Origin of the sequence: Microbacterium sp. NPDC012755, assembly GCF_042901325.1 — a bacterium.
Classification (GTDB): domain Bacteria; phylum Actinomycetota; class Actinomycetes; order Actinomycetales; family Microbacteriaceae; genus Microbacterium; species Microbacterium natoriense.
This window is the reverse complement of the sequence record NZ_JBIBCT010000001.1, coordinates 2,264,255-2,280,703: the sequence shown is the minus strand read 5'-3', so window position 1 is coordinate 2,280,703 and position 16,449 is coordinate 2,264,255. Positions and strand designations below refer to the sequence as shown.

The 16,449-nt window shown below is 71.7% G+C and carries 14 protein-coding genes; 8 read left to right on the top strand and 6 right to left on the bottom strand.

All coding sequences use genetic code 11. From position 1 onward, the window contains the following. Positions 1-3: 3 nt before the first annotated feature. Together ACFY5A_RS10530 and ACFY5A_RS10525 are read right to left on the bottom strand one after the other, a co-directional pair. A complete protein-coding gene (locus ACFY5A_RS10530) occupies positions 4-1,443 on the bottom strand; it encodes an aldehyde dehydrogenase family protein (protein ID WP_341939899.1) in 1,440 nt (479 codons plus the stop codon). 152 nt (positions 1,444-1,595) lie between these two features. After that, positions 1,596-2,033: an Lrp/AsnC family transcriptional regulator gene (locus ACFY5A_RS10525; protein ID WP_105676682.1), complete on the bottom strand. Its 438-nt coding sequence runs from the start codon at positions 2,031-2,033 to the stop codon at positions 1,596-1,598. Between the two features lie 151 nt (positions 2,034-2,184). On the opposite strand from ACFY5A_RS10525, the gene pdhA reads away from it, so the two are divergent. From pdhA to ACFY5A_RS10510, 3 genes are read left to right on the top strand one after another with little or no spacing between them, the layout of a single operon-like run. Beyond that, positions 2,185-3,288, top strand: a complete 1,104-nt coding sequence (gene pdhA / locus ACFY5A_RS10520) for a pyruvate dehydrogenase (acetyl-transferring) E1 component subunit alpha (protein ID WP_387233792.1) — start codon at positions 2,185-2,187, stop codon at positions 3,286-3,288. Further along, positions 3,285-4,313: a transketolase C-terminal domain-containing protein gene (locus ACFY5A_RS10515; protein WP_341939901.1), complete on the top strand. Its 1,029-nt coding sequence runs from the start codon at positions 3,285-3,287 to the stop codon at positions 4,311-4,313. Before pdhA ends, ACFY5A_RS10515 begins: the two co-directional genes overlap by 4 nt. Continuing rightward, the gene (locus ACFY5A_RS10510; protein ID WP_387233789.1) at positions 4,310-5,764 is read left to right on the top strand and encodes a dihydrolipoamide acetyltransferase family protein; all 1,455 of its coding nucleotides are present in this window, start codon (positions 4,310-4,312) and stop codon (positions 5,762-5,764) included. Before ACFY5A_RS10515 ends, ACFY5A_RS10510 begins: the two co-directional genes overlap by 4 nt. 11 nt (positions 5,765-5,775) lie before the next feature. Here the strand turns inward: ACFY5A_RS10510 and ptsP are convergent, their stop codons facing one another. The 3 genes from ptsP to dhaK are packed head-to-tail and all read right to left on the bottom strand — an operon-like array spanning position 5,776 to position 9,856. Beyond that, complete coding sequence (gene ptsP / locus ACFY5A_RS10505) at positions 5,776-8,223, bottom strand: phosphoenolpyruvate--protein phosphotransferase (protein ID WP_387233787.1); 2,448 nt, start codon at positions 8,221-8,223, stop codon at positions 5,776-5,778. Next, positions 8,223-8,864: a dihydroxyacetone kinase subunit DhaL gene (dhaL, locus tag ACFY5A_RS10500; protein WP_105676688.1), complete on the bottom strand. Its 642-nt coding sequence runs from the start codon at positions 8,862-8,864 to the stop codon at positions 8,223-8,225. The genes ptsP and dhaL overlap by 1 nt, the downstream gene beginning before the upstream one ends. Next, positions 8,864-9,856: a dihydroxyacetone kinase subunit DhaK gene (dhaK, locus tag ACFY5A_RS10495; RefSeq protein WP_223586852.1), complete on the bottom strand. Its 993-nt coding sequence runs from the start codon at positions 9,854-9,856 to the stop codon at positions 8,864-8,866. The genes dhaL and dhaK overlap by 1 nt, the downstream gene beginning before the upstream one ends. A gap of 149 nt (positions 9,857-10,005) precedes the next feature. Between dhaK and ACFY5A_RS10490 the strand changes: the two genes are divergently transcribed. Further along, positions 10,006-10,773, top strand: coding sequence for an IclR family transcriptional regulator (locus ACFY5A_RS10490; protein WP_387233784.1), 768 nt, complete (start codon positions 10,006-10,008; stop codon positions 10,771-10,773). A 45-nt stretch (positions 10,774-10,818) separates the two neighbouring features. Here ACFY5A_RS10490 and ACFY5A_RS10485 read toward each other — a convergent pair whose 3' ends face one another. Next, on the bottom strand, positions 10,819-11,430 hold the full coding sequence (locus tag ACFY5A_RS10485) for a TetR/AcrR family transcriptional regulator (protein WP_105676674.1): 612 nt from the start codon (positions 11,428-11,430) through the stop codon (positions 10,819-10,821). Positions 11,431-11,539: 109 nt separating this feature from the next. On the opposite strand from ACFY5A_RS10485, the gene ACFY5A_RS10480 reads away from it, so the two are divergent. From ACFY5A_RS10480 to paaZ, 4 genes are read left to right on the top strand one after another with little or no spacing between them, the layout of a single operon-like run. Next, complete coding sequence (locus ACFY5A_RS10480; protein ID WP_341939907.1) at positions 11,540-12,727, top strand: acetyl-CoA C-acyltransferase; 1,188 nt, start codon at positions 11,540-11,542, stop codon at positions 12,725-12,727. Then, a complete protein-coding gene (locus tag ACFY5A_RS10475; protein ID WP_387233780.1) occupies positions 12,724-13,488 on the top strand; it encodes an enoyl-CoA hydratase/isomerase family protein in 765 nt (254 codons plus the stop codon). Before ACFY5A_RS10480 ends, ACFY5A_RS10475 begins: the two co-directional genes overlap by 4 nt. Further along, positions 13,485-14,390, top strand: coding sequence for a 3-hydroxyacyl-CoA dehydrogenase family protein (locus tag ACFY5A_RS10470; RefSeq protein WP_387233777.1), 906 nt, complete (start codon positions 13,485-13,487; stop codon positions 14,388-14,390). Before ACFY5A_RS10475 ends, ACFY5A_RS10470 begins: the two co-directional genes overlap by 4 nt. Next, on the top strand, positions 14,387-16,444 hold the full coding sequence (gene paaZ, locus ACFY5A_RS10465) for a phenylacetic acid degradation bifunctional protein PaaZ (RefSeq protein ID WP_387233774.1): 2,058 nt from the start codon (positions 14,387-14,389) through the stop codon (positions 16,442-16,444). Before ACFY5A_RS10470 ends, paaZ begins: the two co-directional genes overlap by 4 nt. Positions 16,445-16,449 lie beyond the last annotated feature (5 nt).

The window sequence follows — 16,449 nt, the reverse complement described above, 5'->3', positions numbered from 1 at the left end:
GCCTCAGCCCTTCCGTCCGGGGCCGGAGACGACCTGCGTCACCGCGACCGACTTGAGTCCCTCGACGCCGAACTCGAGGCCGTAGCCCGAGCTCTTCACCCCGCCGAACGGCACCATCGGGTGCAGCCCGCCGTGCGAGTTGATCCACACCGTGCCGGACTGCATGCGCGTCGCCGCCTCGCGGGCGGCATCCGGATCGCTCGACCACACGGACGCGCCGAGGCCCACATCGACCGCGTTCGCCCAGGCGAACGCCTCGTCGACGTCGGAGTAGCGGATGATCGGCAGGGCCGGTCCGAACTGCTCCTCCTGCACGAGGGCGGCGTCGTTCGAGATGTCGGCGATGATGGTCGGCCGGTAGAACAGCTCGCCCAGCTCCGGGGCGGCCTCGCCGCCCGTGACGACCCGCGCCCCCGACGCCTTCGCGTCGTCGACGAGCCGCGAGACGATGTCGAACTGCGCTCTGTTCTGCAGCGGTCCGAGGACGTTGTCCTCGTCGAGGCCGTTGCCCATCGGGACCGACGCCGCGATCTCGCCCAGCGCGTTCACGACGTCGTCGTACACCGAGTCGTGCACGTACAGGCGCTTCATCGCCGCACAGGTCTGGCCGGTGTTGATGAACGCGCCCCAGAAGAGGTCCTGCGCGATCGCCGCGGCATCCGTGCCCGGCAGCACGATGCCGGCGTCGTTGCCGCCCAGTTCCAGCGTGAGGCGGGCGAGGTTGCCGGCCGAGCTCTCGATGATGCGGCGCCCCGTGGCCGTCGAGCCCGTGAACATGATCTTGGCGACGTCGGGATGCGAGGCGAGACGCGAGCCGACCTCGCGGTCGCCGGAGACGCCGATGAGGACGTCGGCCGGAAGGACCTCGTTCATGACCGAGAGCATCGCGAGCACGCTCAGCGGCGTGTACTCGCTGGGCTTCGCGACGACCGTGTTGCCCATGCGCAGCGACGGCCCGATCTGCCAGATCGTGATCATGAGCGGCCAGTTCCACGGACCGATCGCCCCGACCACCCCGGCCGCCTTGTACACGAGCTCCGCGTGCAGGTTCTCGTCGTCGACGAGCACCTGCGACTCCAGCACCGTCGCAGCGTTCGTGCGCAGCCACGCCGAGCACGCTCCGAGCTCGAACCGGGCGTTCGGTCCGTTCAGCGGCTTGCCCTGCTCGCGCGAGAGGATGTAGGCGAGAGCCTCCGCGTTCGCGTCGATCGCATCGGCCGCGGCGAGCAGCAGCTCGATCCGCTTCTCGTGGCCGAGCGCCTCCCAGGCGGGCTGTGCCGCCCTGGCACGCGCGATCGCGTCGTCGAGGACGTCGACCGAGTCGACGGGGGCCCGTCCGATGATCTCGCGCGTCGCGGCGTCCGGGATCTCTCGTCCTGCGCCCTCCGGCGCCTGGATGCGGTCGAGCAGCGCGGCGGCTGCGGATGCGGCGGATTCGGACATCGGGACTCTCCTTCGAGCGGGGGCTTCGACCGGTGGACAGCCCCGGTCCCCTTCATTGTCGGATGCCGCGGCCCGCCGGACTTGTCGCGGAGCGCGCCGGTGATGTCCGAGTGCGAAGGGATCGAGGGAAGGCGGACACCCTCCCGTGACTCTCAGGCCCTGGTGAAGTCCTCGAAGATCAGCGTGGTCCGCGTCGAGCGGATCGACGGGATCGCCTGGATGTCCTCCAGCACGATGCGGCGGAGGTCTCGCGCATCACTCGCGCGCACCAGGAGGATGACGTCGAAGTCCCCGCCGACCAGCGCCATGTGCTCGATCTCGGGGATCGCGCGCAGCCGAGCGCTCACGTCCTGCCAGGTGGCCTGCTCGATCGCGAGCATGACGTACGCGCTGGCGTGGTGACCGAGCAGCACGGGGTCGGTCCGCACGGCGTACCCCGTGATGACGCCGGCCTCGGTGAGCCTCTTGATGCGGGCGTGGGCGCCGGCGCGGGAGATGTGCACGGCATCCGCGATCGCCGTCATCGAGGCGCGGGCGTCCTGACGCAGCTCTCGGAGGATCGCGTGATCGGTGTCGTCGAGCGTGATCATGGCACCCCTTCGTTCTGTCGATGAATTCTGACACTTCGATGCCTGAATCAACAATCCTCATCCATTCGTCCAGGATTCGCGGATAGATCTTGGACGAGTGCGCGGAGCGACGCATGCTGGACCCATCGAGTTCGGCAAGGAGGGCGGACGGATGCAGGACACGGACATGCTCCCGCGTGAAGAGGCGGTGCAGCTGATCGACCAGGACGGCGCTGTCGTCGCCGACGACCACTACGCGCTGCCGGACACCGCCAGCCTGCTGCGCGCGTACCGCGGTCTCGTCGAGGGCCGGCGGATCAACGACCAGGCCAGCGCCCTCGTCCGGCAGGGGCGACTCGCGGTGTACCCGTCGTCGCACGGGCAGGAGGCCTGCCAGATCGGGGTCGCGCTCGCCCTCGCCGAGACGGACTGGCTGTTCCCGACCTACCGCGACTCCGTCGCCGTGATCGCGCGCGGTGTCAGCGCCGCCGACGCCCTGGTGCTGCTCAAGGGCGACTGGCACTCCGGCTACGACGCGAAGACCCATCGGGTCGCCCCGCAGGCGACCCCGCTCGCCACGCAGCTCCTGCACGCCGTCGGCTTCGCCTATGCGGCGAAGCAGCGGGGCGAGGACACGGTCGTCGTCGCACTCTGCGGCGACGGCGCCACGAGCGAGGGCGACTTCCACGAGGCGATGAACTTCGCCGCGGTCTTCCACGTGCCGGTCGTGTTCTTCGTCCAGAACAACGGGTTCGCGATCTCGGTGCCGCTCTCGCGTCAGACCGCCGCCCCCTCCCTCGCGCACAAGGCCATCGGCTACGGCATGCCGGGGCAGCGCGTCGACGGCAACGACGTCGCCGCGGTCCTCGCGGTGCTCGGAGAGGCCGTGGACCGCGCGCGCACCGGCGGAGGGCCGACTCTCGTCGAGGCCCACACGTATCGGATGCAGGCGCACACCAACGCCGACGACGACACCCGCTACCGCGAGCGCGCCGAGGTGCAGGCCTGGGTGGCCAGGGACCCGCTCACGCGCCTCCGTGCACACCTGACGGCCTCCGGCGTCCTCGACGAGGCGCTCGACGCCGAGTACGCGGCCGGGGCCGAGACGATCGCCCAGGCCATGCGCGACGCGCTGAACACGGATGCCGAGCTCGACCCCGAAGACCTCTTCCGCTTCGTGACCGCGACCCGCTCACCGCAGCTCGAGGAGCAGTGGCAGCTGCTCCGCGGAGAGATCGATCGGACCCCCGCCGAGACCTCAGGAGGCGCACGATGACCATCGCCGAGCACGACGTCCGGACAGAGGCGTCGACACCCGCCGTGGCCACGATGAGCATGGCGGCCGCACTCAACCTCGCCCTCGCCGATGCGATCCAGGCGGATCCGGAGGTCGTCGTCTTCGGGGAGGACGTCGGCGCCCTCGGAGGCGTGTTCCGCATCACCGACGGCCTCACGGCCCGGTTCGGCGAGGACCGATGCTTCGACACACCGCTCGCGGAGTCGGGCATCGTCGGCACGGCGGTCGGCATGGCAATGAACGGCATGCGCCCCGTGGTCGAGCTGCAGTTCGACGCCTTCGCGCTTCCTGCGTTCGAGCAGGTCGTCAGCCACGTCGCCAAGCTCGGCAACCGCACGCGGGGCGGGGTGCGGATGCCGCTGGTCATCCGCATCCCGTTCGGCGGCGGCATCGGCGGGGTCGAGCATCACTGCGACTCATCGGAGGCGTACTACGCGCACACCCCCGGTCTCACGGTCGTCAGCCCATCGACTCCGCAAGACGCGTACTCGCTGCTGCGCGCCGCGATCGCCTCCCCCGATCCCGTGATCTTCCTCGAGCCGAAGAAGCTCTACTGGGCCAAGGGCGAGGTCGACACCTCGGTCACCGCCGAGATCGGCACCGCACGCGTCGCCCGCGACGGCACGGATGTGACCCTGCTCGCCTACGGGTCCTCGGTGCCGCTGGCGCTGGAGGTCGCCGAGGTCGCCGCCGCCGAGGGACGCAGCGTGCAGGTCGTCGACGTGCGCTCGCTGTCGCCCTTCGACGACGAGACGGTCACCGCCGCCGTGCGTTCGACGGGCCGCGCGGTCGTGATCGCGGAGGCTCCGGGCTATGTGAGCGTCGCGTCGGAGATCCAGGCGCGGGTGTTCGAGCGCTGCTTCGAGTATCTGGAGGCCCCCGTGCGCAGGGTCACCGGTTTCGACACCCCGTACGCGCCGCCCAAGCTGGAGCACTGGTACCTGCCCGACGTCGACCGCGTTCTCGACGCGATCGACTCGCTGCACTGGGAGGACGAGAAGTGAGCGCCCTCACCGCGCGCGTCTTCCGCCTCCCCGATCTCGGCGAGGGACTCACCGAGGCCGGTCTCGTGCAGTGGCTCGTGGCTGTGGGCGACACGATCACGACGGATCAGCCCATCGCGGAGGTCGAGACGGCGAAGAGCGTCGTCGAGCTGCCGTCCCCGTTCGCCGGCGTGGTCATCGCGCTGCACGGCTCCCCCGGCGACACGATCGACGTCGGAGCACCCGTGCTCGAGGTCGCGGATGCCGCGGCATCCGACGCCCACGAGGCCTACCGCACCGAGGAGCGCGCGGGCTCGGGCAACGTCCTCATCGGCTACGGAACCTCGGAGCGCGGTGCCACGGGGCGGCGCCGGCGCCCCGCCGCGCGTCCGGGTGCTCCGACCGTGACTCCGGATCTCTCGTCTGCCGCTCCGGACACCCCGGTCACGACTCCTGAAATCGGAGACCCGCGCATTTCTCGGACGATTCCGCCAACGGCATCCGAGAATCGTACGATCATCCGAAATTCGGATGCAGAGGCGGCCGCCCGTCGACCGGTCGCCGTGCGCTCACCCCTCGTCCGCCGGCTCGCGCGAGACCTCGGCCTCGACGTGCGCCTCATCGCGCCGACCGGGGCGGACGGAGCGATCACCAGGGCCGACGTGCTCCGCGCGGCCGTCGATCACGCCGTGGACGGCGTGACGGCCGCGGCATCCGCTCCCGTGGAGGGCGGTCCGGCGGCGTCCGCTCTCGAGAGCGACGCACGGATCGACGGCCTGGCCGTGCGGTCCCGCACCCGCATGTCGCCCCTGCGCAAGGCTGCGAATGCGACGCTGAGCCGCAGCAGGGCCGAGATCCCCGAGGCGACCGTGTGGGTCGACGTCGACGCCACCGCGCTCTGGAACGCCCGCGCCGAGATGGCGCCAGAGGGCGGACGTGCGCCCTCGATCACCGCGCTGATCGCCCGCTTCGTGCTGATCGCGCTGGAGGACCATCCGCTGCTCGCCTCGCGCCTCTCCCCCGACGCGTCGGAGGTCATCGAGTTCGAGGGAGTGAACCTCGGCATCGCCGCCGACACTCCCCGTGGCCTCATGGTCCCCGTCATCCCGCACGCCGATGCCCTCAGCGCCGCTGACCTCGACGCCGCTCTCCGCGAGCTCGCCGGCACCGCGCGCGGCGGAACGATGCCGCCGGAGCGCCTGCGGGGCTCGACCTTCACCCTGAACAACTACGGCGGCTTCGGCGTCGACGGGTCCGCCGCGATCATCAACCACCCCGACGTGGCGATCCTCGGCCTCGGTCGCATCCTGGAGCGTCCGTGGGTGGTGGAGGGCGAGATCGTCGCCCGACGCATCGCCCAGCTGTCGCTCGTCTTCGACCACCGCGTCTGCGACGGCGGGTACGCCGCCTCGTTCCTGCGACGCGTGGTCGAGCTCATCGAGCATCCCCTCCGCGCCTTCGGGAGGGTGTGACCGGCAGGACGTCAGGATCCGAGCGCCACGGATACCGCGGCTCTGGCCTCCTCCGCCGTCCGTGCCGCGAGCACGGCCTCGGCAGCCGCGCGGCATTCCTCATCCGTGACACCGGCGAGGGATGCCGCGACCCGTCCGAGGGCGCGAGGCGTCATCGACAGGCTCGTCGCTCCGAGTCCGACGAGCACCGGCGCGAGCGCAGGGTCTCCCCCCGCTTCACCGCAGACGCCGACGGGCTTGCCTGCCGCCCGCCCCGCGGCGCCGACCGTGCCGATCAGGCGGAGCACCGCGGGCTGCCACGGGTCGTTGAGGTCGCCGAGATCGCTGAGGAGGCGGTCGGCGGCGAGCGTGTACTGGGCGAGGTCGTTCGTGCCGATGCTGACGAAGTCGACGACCTCCAGCATCTCCGCGGCCAGCAGCGCGGCCGACGGCGTCTCGATCATGATGCCGACGCGCGCGAGCCCCGCTGCACGCGCCCGCTCGGCGAACTCCCGCGCCTCCTCGACCGTGGCCACCATGGGCGCCATGACCTCGACCAGCGCGTCTTCCGAGGCGGCCGCGGCGGCGAGGGCGCGCAGCTGATCCTCGAGCAGAGCCGGCGAACGACGGGCGATGCGGAGCCCGCGCACACCGAGCGCGGGGTTCTCCTCGTCGTCGGCGTTCGCGAACGGCAGCGGCTTGTCGCTGCCCGCATCGAGCGTGCGCACCACGACCTTGCGTCCGGGGAACGCTGCGAGGACGCTGCGATAGGCCTCGATCTGCTCCTCGACCGACGGAGCCTCCGTGCGGTCCAGGAAGCAGAACTCGGTGCGGAAGAGCCCGATGCCCTCCGCGCCGGCCGCTGCGGCGGCCACGGCATCCGCCGCTCCGCCGACGTTGGCGAGCAGCGGCACCTCGTGGCCGTCCGCCAGCCTGCCCGCGCCGTCGAACGGCACGATGACGGCGGCGGCGACCGCCGCGTCGATCCTGGCGGGTGACGGCTCCACCTCGACGATGCCTCGGTCCCCGTCGACCAGGACGGTCGCGCCCGAGGCGATCCCCGTCGCCCCCGCGACGCCCACGACGGCCGGCAGCCCGAGGGAGCGAGCGATGATCGCCGTGTGCGAGGTCGGTCCGCCCTGCTCCGTGACCAGGGCGACGCAGCGCCCTCCGTCCAGCGCTGCGGTGTCTGCGGGGGCGAGATCGGTCGCCACGAGCACGAACGGCTCGTCCCGCTGGGGCACCCCCGGCATCTCCACCTCGAGGATCTCGGCGATGATCCGGTCGCGGACGTCGCGGATGTCGGCGGCCCGCTCGGCCATCCGTCCGCCGAGAGCGGCCAGTCCCTTCTCGTGCGCGGATGCGGTCTCCCAGACGGCGCGCGCGGCGGTACGTCCCTTCGTCCGCACGAGCGCGGACGCCTCGGAGACGAGCTCGGGGTCGGAGGCCAGCAGCCGAGAGGCGTCGAGGATGTCGCGAGCCTCGCCTGACGCCTCCGCCGTGCGGCTGCGCAGTTCGTCGGCGACCGCGACCGCTGCCCACTCGATCGCGGAGACCTCCGCATCGCGGTCGGCCTCGTCGATCACGATGTCGGCCTCGGGCTCCGGCAGCGGCGGCGCGAGACGCACGACGACCGCAGCGGCGGCCCCCGCGCTCACGCCACGGCCCCGCAGCACCGCGCCGGCCGCGACGGTCGCAGGGGGCGCCTCGACGGGAGCGGAAGCAGGCGCCGCCGCCTCGACGCCCTCGCCGAAACCGTCGTGGAAGAGGGCGGCGAGACGCGTGAGCGCCTCCTCGGCGGCGTCTCCTGACGCCGAGAGCTCGATCTCATCGCCCTGACGTGCGCCGAGGATCAGCAGGCGCGACAGGCTGGCCGCGGCCGCCTCCGGCCCGTCGGGCAGGAGGCGCAGCCGCACCTCGGCTCCCGTCGATGCCTTGGCGATGAGCGCGGCGGGGCGTGCGTGGATGCCGAGCGGATTGCGCACCCGCACGGTGCGAGTGATCCGCTCCCCCTGCGCCTCTCCGCGCTCGTCCGCGGGTTCCCGCTCGGGCTCGGTCGTGTGCTCTCCCAGCTGCCCGGTCTTCGCCCCCAGAGCAGCGGAGGCCTCGTCGGCGACGACGTCCAGCGACGCCCCGGTCGCCGCCGATACGACGGCGGCGAGGAGTCCCTCGACGAACGGCGCGGGAACGAGCCGCACGGGAACCTCGCTGGTCCGGAACTCCAGGGCGAGCTCGGCGCTCATCACCGCAGACCCCAGATCCATCAGCACGAGCACGCCGTCGCAGTCGGGGGCGAGCTCGTCGATGGCCGCGGCCACCGCGGTCGCGTCTGTTCCGAGGATCGGCGTGCCCTCGGCATCCGTTCCCGCTCCTGCCGCGACGCGCACCTGCACGCCACCGCCCTGCACCATCTGGAGGGCGAGTTCGAGCGCCGCCTCCCCGAGCCGAGCGCTGTGGGAGACGGCGACGATGCCGATCATCAGGAGGCGGCCGCGATCGCGGCGTCCAGCGTCTCGAACAGCAGAGCGGTCGACGCGGCGCCGGGGTCGAGGTGACCCGCGCTGCGCTCCCCGAGGTAGCTGGCGCGGCCCTTGCGCGCCACGAGCGGGAGCGTCGCATCCCGACCCGTCGCCGCCGCGACCGCGGCCGCGTGGGCCGCCTCGCTCACGGAGGCGCCGCCCGCGAGGGCCCCGTCGAATGCGTCGACGGCCGGAGACATCGCGTCGAACATGGTCTTGTCCCCCGCTTCGGGCTTGCCCCGGGCGACGATGCCGTCGAGACCTGCGCGCAGAGCGCCGGCGAGCGACGCGCCGTCGAGGGAGTCGACCGCTCCCGCGCTCATCCCCATGCGCAGGAAGAACGTGCCGTAGAGGGGGCCGCTGGCGCCGCCCACCGAGCTGACCAGGGTCATCCCCACCGTCTTGAGCAGCTCATCCGCCGTGGCCGGCGCGCCTCCGCTCAGCTTCTCGACGACGGCGCCCATGCCCCGCGACATGTTCGCTCCGTGATCGGCGTCGCCGATGGCCGAGTCGAGCTCGGTGAGCCAGTCCTTCTTCTCGGCGACAGCCGCGCTGAATCGCGCGATCCAGTCCTGCAGCGCCGCGACTCCCACGTTCCCCATCAGGCGCCCCACCGCAGACCGGGGGTGACGACCGGCGCATCCCACAGCCGCAGGATCTCGTCGTCGGCCTTGAGTACCGTGACCGAGCATCCGGCCATGTCGAGCGAGGTGATGTAGTTGCCGACGAGGTTGCGCACGATCTGCACGCCGGCCTTCTCCAGCAGAGCAGCCACCTCGGCGTACATCAGGTACAGCTCGATCTGCGGGGTGGCGCCCATGCCGTTGAGCATCACGATCACGGGTCCCGTGAAATCGAGGTCGGCGAGGATCGGCTCCACCAGCTGCCGGGCGATGTCGGATGCCGGGGCGAGGGGCTCGCGGTGGCGACCGGGTTCGCCGTGGATGCCGATGCCGATCTCCATCTGGTCCTCGGGGAGATCGAAGGTGGGCTTGCCTGCGGCCGGCACCGTGCAGCTCGTGAGCGCCATGCCCATCGACCGGCCCTGGGCGTTGACGCGCTGGGCGAGTGCGACGACGGAGGCGAGGTCCTGCCCCTCCTCCGCGGCGGCGCCGACGATCTTCTCGAGCAGCACGGTGAGACCGACGCCGCGTCGACCGGCGGTGTACAGCGAGTCCTGCACGGCGACGTCGTCGTCGACGACGACCGTGCCGACCTCGATGCCCTCCATCTCGGCGAGCTCGGCGGCCATCTCGAAGTTCAGCACGTCTCCGGTGTAGTTCTTCACGATGTGCAGCACCCCGGCGCCGCGGTCGACGGCCTTCGTGGCGGCCTGCACCCGGTCGGGGGTCGGCGAGGTGAAGACCTCACCGGCCACGGCGGCGTCGAGCATCCCGATGCCGACGAATCCGCCGTGCAGCGGCTCGTGTCCTGAGCCTCCACCGGACACCACGGCGACCTTGCCCTGCGCCTTGGGCGTCGCGCGCGTGATGACGCTGGTGTCGAGGTCCACCGACAGCTCGGGGTGCGCCGCGGCGACTCCCCTGAGCGACTCGATGAGCACGTCCGCAGGGTTGTTGATGAGCTTCTTCATCGTCCGATCTCCCTTGATCACTGCCTGGCTGAAAGTCGTCGAAATCCGAAAGGAATTCGTTAATGTCGAATATGCTCGGAGTCGGACGGGATGTCAAGACCCCGTCGAGTCGCCGATTCGAGGAAGAATCGTCTGAGAGGGAGGGCCGCATGATCCAGGCCATCGACCGCGCCGCGAAGGTGCTCGAGCTGCTGCAGGGCGCCCGGCATCTGGGCATCACCGACCTCGCCCTCGCGCTGGACCTCCCCCCGTCGACCGTGCACGGCATCGTCAAGTCGCTCAGGGAGCACGGCCTCGTCGCCAAGGAGCGCGGCGGGCAACGCTACATGCTCGGCCCCACGCTGCTGCGGCTGAGCAACGTCTACCTCGACACCCTCGACGTCCGCGCCCGCGCGATGCGCTGGACGCAGGATCTCGCCCGCCGCACCGGCCTGTCCGTGCGGCTCGGCGCTCCGCACTTCACCGACGTGCTGGTGATCCACCACAACCTGCGCCCGGACGACAGCCAGCAGATGCTCGAGACCGGGGTCGCGATCCCGGCGCACGCGTCTGCGATGGGCAAGGTGCTGCTCGCCTACGATCAGGGGTTCCAGCGCGACGTGTTCGCGCAGCCGCTGCGCAGTCTGACCGGCGACACCGTGACCGACGTCGCGAGGCTCACCCTCGAGCTGCCGGCGATCGTCGAACGGGGAAGCGCCTCGGAGACCGACGAGGCCGTGCTCGGCGAGACGTCGATCGCGGCGCCCGTGGCCGACGCGCGGGGCGACATCGTCGCGGCGCTCGCGGTCGTGATGCCGACCGCGCAGGCCCCGGCATCCGACGTGGTGCTCGCGGCCCTGCGGGAGACGGCCCGCAACATCTCCCGCGAGCTCGGCTCGACGACGTGGCCCCCGCGAGTCGCGCCGGCCGAGGACTGATCCGGCGCCGCATCGCCGCACCTGATCCCGGCCGACGACCCGAGGTCAGCGCGACTGGAGCCCGTCCAGACTCACGCGCAGGATGTCCTCGCCGAGCTCTTCGGGGTCTACGGGGCCGCCTGGTCGGTACCACTCGACGACCGAGTTGATCATGCCGAAGATGAGCCTGGTCGCGACCGCCGCATCGACGTCATCGCGGATCAGCCCCTCGCGCTGCGCCTCGGCGACGATCGCCGTGACCCGCTGATCGAAGTCGCGCCGACGCCGCAGCGCCGTCGTCTCGACCTCGCTGTTGCCCCGCACCCGCAGCAGCAGGGTCACGGAGGGGAGCTTCTCGGTGAGCACGCGAACGGCTCCTCGGACGATCGAGCGCAGACGGTCGGCGGCGAGCGGATGCTGCGCCACGGCGTCGTCCACGACCTGCTCCAGTCCGTCGAGCGCGTCGTTCAGCGCGAGTTCGAGGATCGCGGACTTGGAGTCGAAGTGGTGGTAGAGCGCCGACTTCGTCAGCCCGAGCGCGGCGGTGAGGTCGGCGACGCTGGTCGCGTCGTAGCCGTGGTCGTTGAACACCTTCACCGCGACGGCGAGCACCTGCTCGCGGTCGTAGCCCGGCCTGCCCCGCTTCGGCGTCGGATCTGCGGGATCGGTGCGGGGCATGCGACCAGTCTGTCATCTCGGAGTTGCCAACCGCCGGTTCATCTGAGAATGTATTCCTGACCGATCGGTCTGAAATTATCTGCCAGTGGCGGCAGACAGGAGGATGACGATGTCCGAGGCCTACCTCGTCGGCGGTGCGCGCACCCCGGTCGGCCGCTACGGCGGCGCGCTCTCCAGCGTCCGCCCGGACGACCTCGCCGCCCTCGTCGTCGGCGACGCGGTGAGCAGGTCGACGGCGCCGGTCGATGCGATCGACGAGGTGATCCTGGGCGCGGCGAATCAGGCGGGCGAGGACAACCGCAACGTGGCCCGCATGGCCGTGCTGCTCGCCGGCCTTCCCGATTCGGTCCCCGGGCTGACCGTGAACCGGCTGTGCGCGTCGGGGATGTCGGCCATCGCCCTCGCGGCGAACGCCGTGCGCGCGGACGACGCCGACCTCATCGTCGCCGGCGGCGTCGAATCCATGACCAGGGCGCCCTGGGTGCAGGCGAAGCCGGAGCGGGCATGGAGCAAGCCGGGAGCCGCCTTCGACACGTCGATCGGCTGGCGATTCACGAACCCTCGGCTGAGCGCACGTGACAAGGCGACCTTCTCGATGCCGGAGACCGCAGAGGAGGTGGCGCGCGTCGACGGGATCTCGAGGGCGGATGCCGACGCGTTCGCGCTCCTGAGCCATCAGCGCGCTCTGGCTGCGATCGACGCGGGGCGCTTCGTCCCCGAGATCGTGGGGGTCGAGACGGCCCGCGGGCTCGTCGACACCGACGAGGGACCCCGCCGCGACACCGCGCTCGACGTGCTCGCGGGGCTCCGTCCCGTCGTCGCCGGCGGCGCGGTCGTCACGGCCGGCAACTCCAGTTCCCTCAACGACGGGGCCTCGGCGATCCTCGTCGCGAGCGCGCAGGCCGTCGCCGCGCACGGCCTGCGCCCCCGCGCGCGCATCGTCGCCTCGGCCACGGCGGCCCTCGCGCCCGAGATCATGGGGCTCGGCCCGGTTCCGGCGACCGAGAAGGCGCTGCACAAGGCCGGGCTGACCATCGCGGACATCGGCGCCGTCGAGCTGAACGAGGCGTTCGCCTCGCAGTCGCTGGCCTGCATCCGCCGCCTCGGACTCGACCCCGCGATCGTGAACGCCGACGGCGGTGCGATCGCCCTCGGCCACCCGCTCGGCTCCAGCGGATCGCGGCTGATCGTCACGCTGCTCGGACGCATGGAGCGCGAGGGCGCACGTTACGGCCTCGCCACGATGTGCGTCGGCGTCGGCCAGGGCACGGCGATGATCGTGGAGCTCGTGTCATGACGCTGCGCATCGAGGAGCGCGCCGACCGCGTGATCGCGACCCTGGACCGCCCGGAGAAGCGGAACGCGATCGATCAGGAGACGATCGACGCCCTGCACGAGCTGTGCGCAGGGCTCGAAGCCGCGCCGCGCACACTGATCCTCACCGGCTCCGGAGGAACCTTCGCGGCGGGGGCCGACATCGCCCAGCTGCGGGAGCGCACGGCCGAGGACGCGCGGAAGGGCATCAACGCGACCGCGTTCATCCGCATCCGCGAACTCCCGATGCCCGTGATCGCGGCGATCGACGGCTATGCGCTCGGCGGTGGCGCCGAGCTCGCCTATGCGGCGGACATCCGCATCGCCACCCCCGCCCTGAAGATCGGCAACCCCGAGACCGGGCTCGGCATCATCGCCGCGGCGGGCGCCACCTGGCGCCTGCCCGAGATCGTCGGGGAGGCGAGAGCGAGCGAGCTCCTCCTCACCGGTCGGGTGCTGGATGCCGAGGAGGCGCTGGCCTGGGGGCTGATCTCCGCTGTGCACGCCGCGGACGACCTCCTGCCCGCCGCCCACGCGATCGCAGATCGGATCGCCGCGAACGACCCCCTCGCGACGCGGCACACCAAGCGCGCCCTGCGCACGCCGAGGGCCCAGCATCCGGCCATCGAGCTCGAGCTGCAGGCCGAGCTGTTCGAGTCCCCCGAGAAGCACCGCAGGATGACCGCGTTCCTGGAGCGCCGCACTGAGCGAGCGCAGCGAGACGAAGCGAGGAAGAAGCGATGAGCGACCCCGCTCCCACCCCCCGGTCGTTGAGCGAGCGCAGCGAGACGAAACGCCCGCCGGCACGCGTCGGCGTCCTGGGCGGCGGACGCATGGGCGCCGGCATCGCGCACGCGTTCCTGCTGGCGGGGTCGCACGTGACCGTGGTCGAGCGCGACGACGCCAGCGCGGATGCCGCGGCCGACCGCATCGACGACAGCATCCGCCGCTCGGCCGAACGCGACGCCTCCCTCGACGGGACCACGCTGCGCTCGCGCCTCACGACCGGCACGGACATCTCGGCCTTCGGCGAATGCGACCTCGTGATCGAGGCGGTGCCGGAGGACCGCGACCTCAAGGAGCAGTCGCTCGCCCGCGCGGAGGCCGCCATGCCCGCGCACGCGACGCTGGCGAGCAACACGTCGTCGATCTCGATCGACGACCTCGCCGCCACGCGCCTGCGCCCGGAGCGCGTCCTGGGCCTGCACTTCTTCAATCCCGTCCCCGCCTCCGCGCTGGTCGAGATCGTGCACGGCACGGCGACCGCGCCCGATGTCACCGAGAGCGCCCGCGACTGGGTCGCGGCCCTCGGCAAGACGCCGATCGTCGTGCGCGACTCCCCCGGCTTCGCGTCTTCGCGCCTGGGCGTCATGCTCGGCCTCGAAGCGATCCGGATGCTGGAGGAGGGCGTCGCATCGGCCGCCGACATCGACGCCGCGATGACCCTCGGGTACCGGCATCCCACCGGCCCGCTGCGCACCACGGACATCGTGGGCCTCGATGTGCGCCTCGGGATCGCGGAGGAGCTGGAGCGCGCCTTCGGCGAGCGCTTCGCCCCGCCGGAGCTGCTGCGGCGCATGGTCGCCGAGGGGAGGCTGGGCCGCAAGTCCGGCCGCGGTTTCTACGAATGGAATGAGGAGAGATGACCGAGTACCTGTCGAGCTACGTCAACGGCGAGTGGTGGACGCCCTCCTCACCCGCCCGGGCGACGGACGTCCGCGACGCCTCCACCGGCGAGCTGATCACCCGGGTGTCCACCGAGGGACTCGACCTCGCCGGTGCGCTCGAGTTCGCCAGGACCACCGGGCAGCGGAACCTCGCCGCGCTCACCTTCCACCAGCGGGCGGTGCTGCTCAAGCAGTTCGCGCTCGCCCTCACCGCGCGCAAGGACGAGCTGTACGCGCTGTCCTCGCGCACAGGCGCCACGAAGGTCGACTCCTGGGTGGACATCGACGGCGGGATCGGCGTGCTCTTCTCCTACTCGGGCAAGGGCCGGCGCGAGCTGCCGAACGGCACCGTGCACGTCGACGGGCCCGTAGAGCCGCTCTCCAAGGACGGATCCTTCCTCGGCCGCCACGTCTACACGACCCTCCCCGGTGTGGCGGTGCAGATCAACGCCTTCAACTTCCCGGTGTGGGGGTCTCTGGAGAAGTTCGCTCCCGCGTTCCTCGCGGGCATGCCGACGCTCGTCAAGCCCGCGACGCCGACCGGCTACCTGGCCGAGGCGATGGTGCGGATCCTCGTCGAGTCGGCGCTGCTGCCCGAAGGATCGCTGCAGCTGGTGAGCGGCAGCGTGCCCGAGCTGTTCGAGAACCTGCGGCTCGGCGACCTCGTCGGCTTCACCGGCAGCGCCTCCACCGCGGAGAGCCTGAAGGCACACCCGTCCGTGCAGACGGGCGGCGTGCGGTTCACCGCCGAGACCGACTCGATCAACGCCTCCGTGCTCGGCACCGACGCGGTGGAGGGCACCCCCGAGTTCGACGCCTACGTCCGCCAGCTCGTGACGGAGATGACGACCAAGGCCGGACAGAAGTGCACCGCGATCCGCAGGGCGATCGTGCCCGCCGCATCCGCGGACGCCGTGATCGCCGCCGTGCAGGCGCGCATCATCGAGAAGACCGTGCTGGGTGACCCCCGCGCGGAGGGCGTGACCATGGGTCCGCTCGCCTCGACAGCTCAGCGCGACGAGGTGCGGCGCCAGGTGCGGGTCCTGCAGGACGCGGGCGGCCGGGTCGTCGTCGGATCGACCGACGCCCCCGAGGTGCGCCTCGCCGACGGCACGACCGGCCCCGCGTCCGACGGCGCCTTCGTCTCGCCCGTGCTGCTGCGCTTCGACGACGCGCAGTCGGATGCCGTGCACTCCGTCGAGGCGTTCGGCCCCGTCTCCTCGCTGCTCACGTACGACACCACCGCCGAGGCCGCGGCGCTCGTCGCCCGCGGCGGCGGCTCGCTCGTCACCAGCATCGCGACGCACGACCCCGCACAGGCCGTCGAGCTCGCCACGCGCATCGCGCCCTTCAACGGACGCATGCTGCTGCTCGACCGCGACGACGCCCGGTCCTCCACCGGCCACGGCTCCCCGCTGCCGAACCTCGTGCACGGCGGTCCCGGCCGGGCCGGCGGCGGCGAGGAGCTCGGCGGCATCCGCGCCGTGCTGCACCACATGCAGCGCACGGCCGTGCAGGGATCCCCCGAGATGCTGACGGCGCTGACCGGCGTGTGGCATGCCGGCGCCGCGGCGCACAGCGGCGGACGGCATCCGTTCCGCAAGTCGCTGGCCGAGCTGCGGATCGGCGACCAGATCGTGTCGGCCTCGCGCGAGGTGACCCTCGACGACATCGAGACCTTCGCGCACTTCACCGGCGACACCTTCTACGCGCACATGGACGAGGAGGCCGCTGCGGCCAACCCGTTCTTCCCCGGGCGCGTGGCGCACGGCTACCTGCTCGTCTCGTGGGCGGCCGGGCTGTTCGTCGACCCGGAGCCCGGGCCGGTGCTCGCGAACTACGGACTCGAGAACCTGCGCTTCCTCACCCCGGTCTCGCCCGGAGACGAGATCCGCGTCGAGCTCACGGCCAAGCAGATCACGCCGCGCGAGACCGATGAGTACGGAGAGGTGCGCTGGGATGCCGTGATCCGCAACCAGAACGACGAGACCGTCGCCACCTACGACGTGCTGACGCTGGTGAGCAAGTCATGAGGCCG

What these genes read in the sequence shown, in the direction of transcription:
- ACFY5A_RS10515 (WP_341939901.1), top strand. Translation starts at nt 3,285, where the DNA reads ATGACCATCGCCGAGCACGACGTCCGGACAGAGGCGTCGACACCCGCC.
- ACFY5A_RS10470 (WP_387233777.1), top strand. Translation starts at nt 13,485, where the DNA reads ATGAGCGACCCCGCTCCCACCCCCCGGTCGTTGAGCGAGCGCAGCGAG.
- ACFY5A_RS10490 (WP_387233784.1), top strand. Translation starts at nt 10,006, where the DNA reads ATGATCCAGGCCATCGACCGCGCCGCGAAGGTGCTCGAGCTGCTGCAG.
- paaZ (WP_387233774.1), top strand. Translation starts at nt 14,387, where the DNA reads ATGACCGAGTACCTGTCGAGCTACGTCAACGGCGAGTGGTGGACGCCC.
- pdhA (WP_387233792.1), top strand. Translation starts at nt 2,185, where the DNA reads ATGCAGGACACGGACATGCTCCCGCGTGAAGAGGCGGTGCAGCTGATC.
- ACFY5A_RS10480 (WP_341939907.1), top strand. Translation starts at nt 11,540, where the DNA reads ATGTCCGAGGCCTACCTCGTCGGCGGTGCGCGCACCCCGGTCGGCCGC.
- ptsP (WP_387233787.1), bottom strand. Translation starts at nt 8,223, where the DNA reads ATGATCGGCATCGTCGCCGTCTCCCACAGCGCTCGGCTCGGGGAGGCG.
- ACFY5A_RS10475 (WP_387233780.1), top strand. Translation starts at nt 12,724, where the DNA reads ATGACGCTGCGCATCGAGGAGCGCGCCGACCGCGTGATCGCGACCCTG.
- ACFY5A_RS10485 (WP_105676674.1), bottom strand. Translation starts at nt 11,430, where the DNA reads ATGCCCCGCACCGATCCCGCAGATCCGACGCCGAAGCGGGGCAGGCCG.
- ACFY5A_RS10525 (WP_105676682.1), bottom strand. Translation starts at nt 2,033, where the DNA reads ATGATCACGCTCGACGACACCGATCACGCGATCCTCCGAGAGCTGCGT.
- ACFY5A_RS10530 (WP_341939899.1), bottom strand. Translation starts at nt 1,443, where the DNA reads ATGTCCGAATCCGCCGCATCCGCAGCCGCCGCGCTGCTCGACCGCATC.
- dhaK (WP_223586852.1), bottom strand. Translation starts at nt 9,856, where the DNA reads ATGAAGAAGCTCATCAACAACCCTGCGGACGTGCTCATCGAGTCGCTC.
- dhaL (WP_105676688.1), bottom strand. Translation starts at nt 8,864, where the DNA reads ATGGGGAACGTGGGAGTCGCGGCGCTGCAGGACTGGATCGCGCGATTC.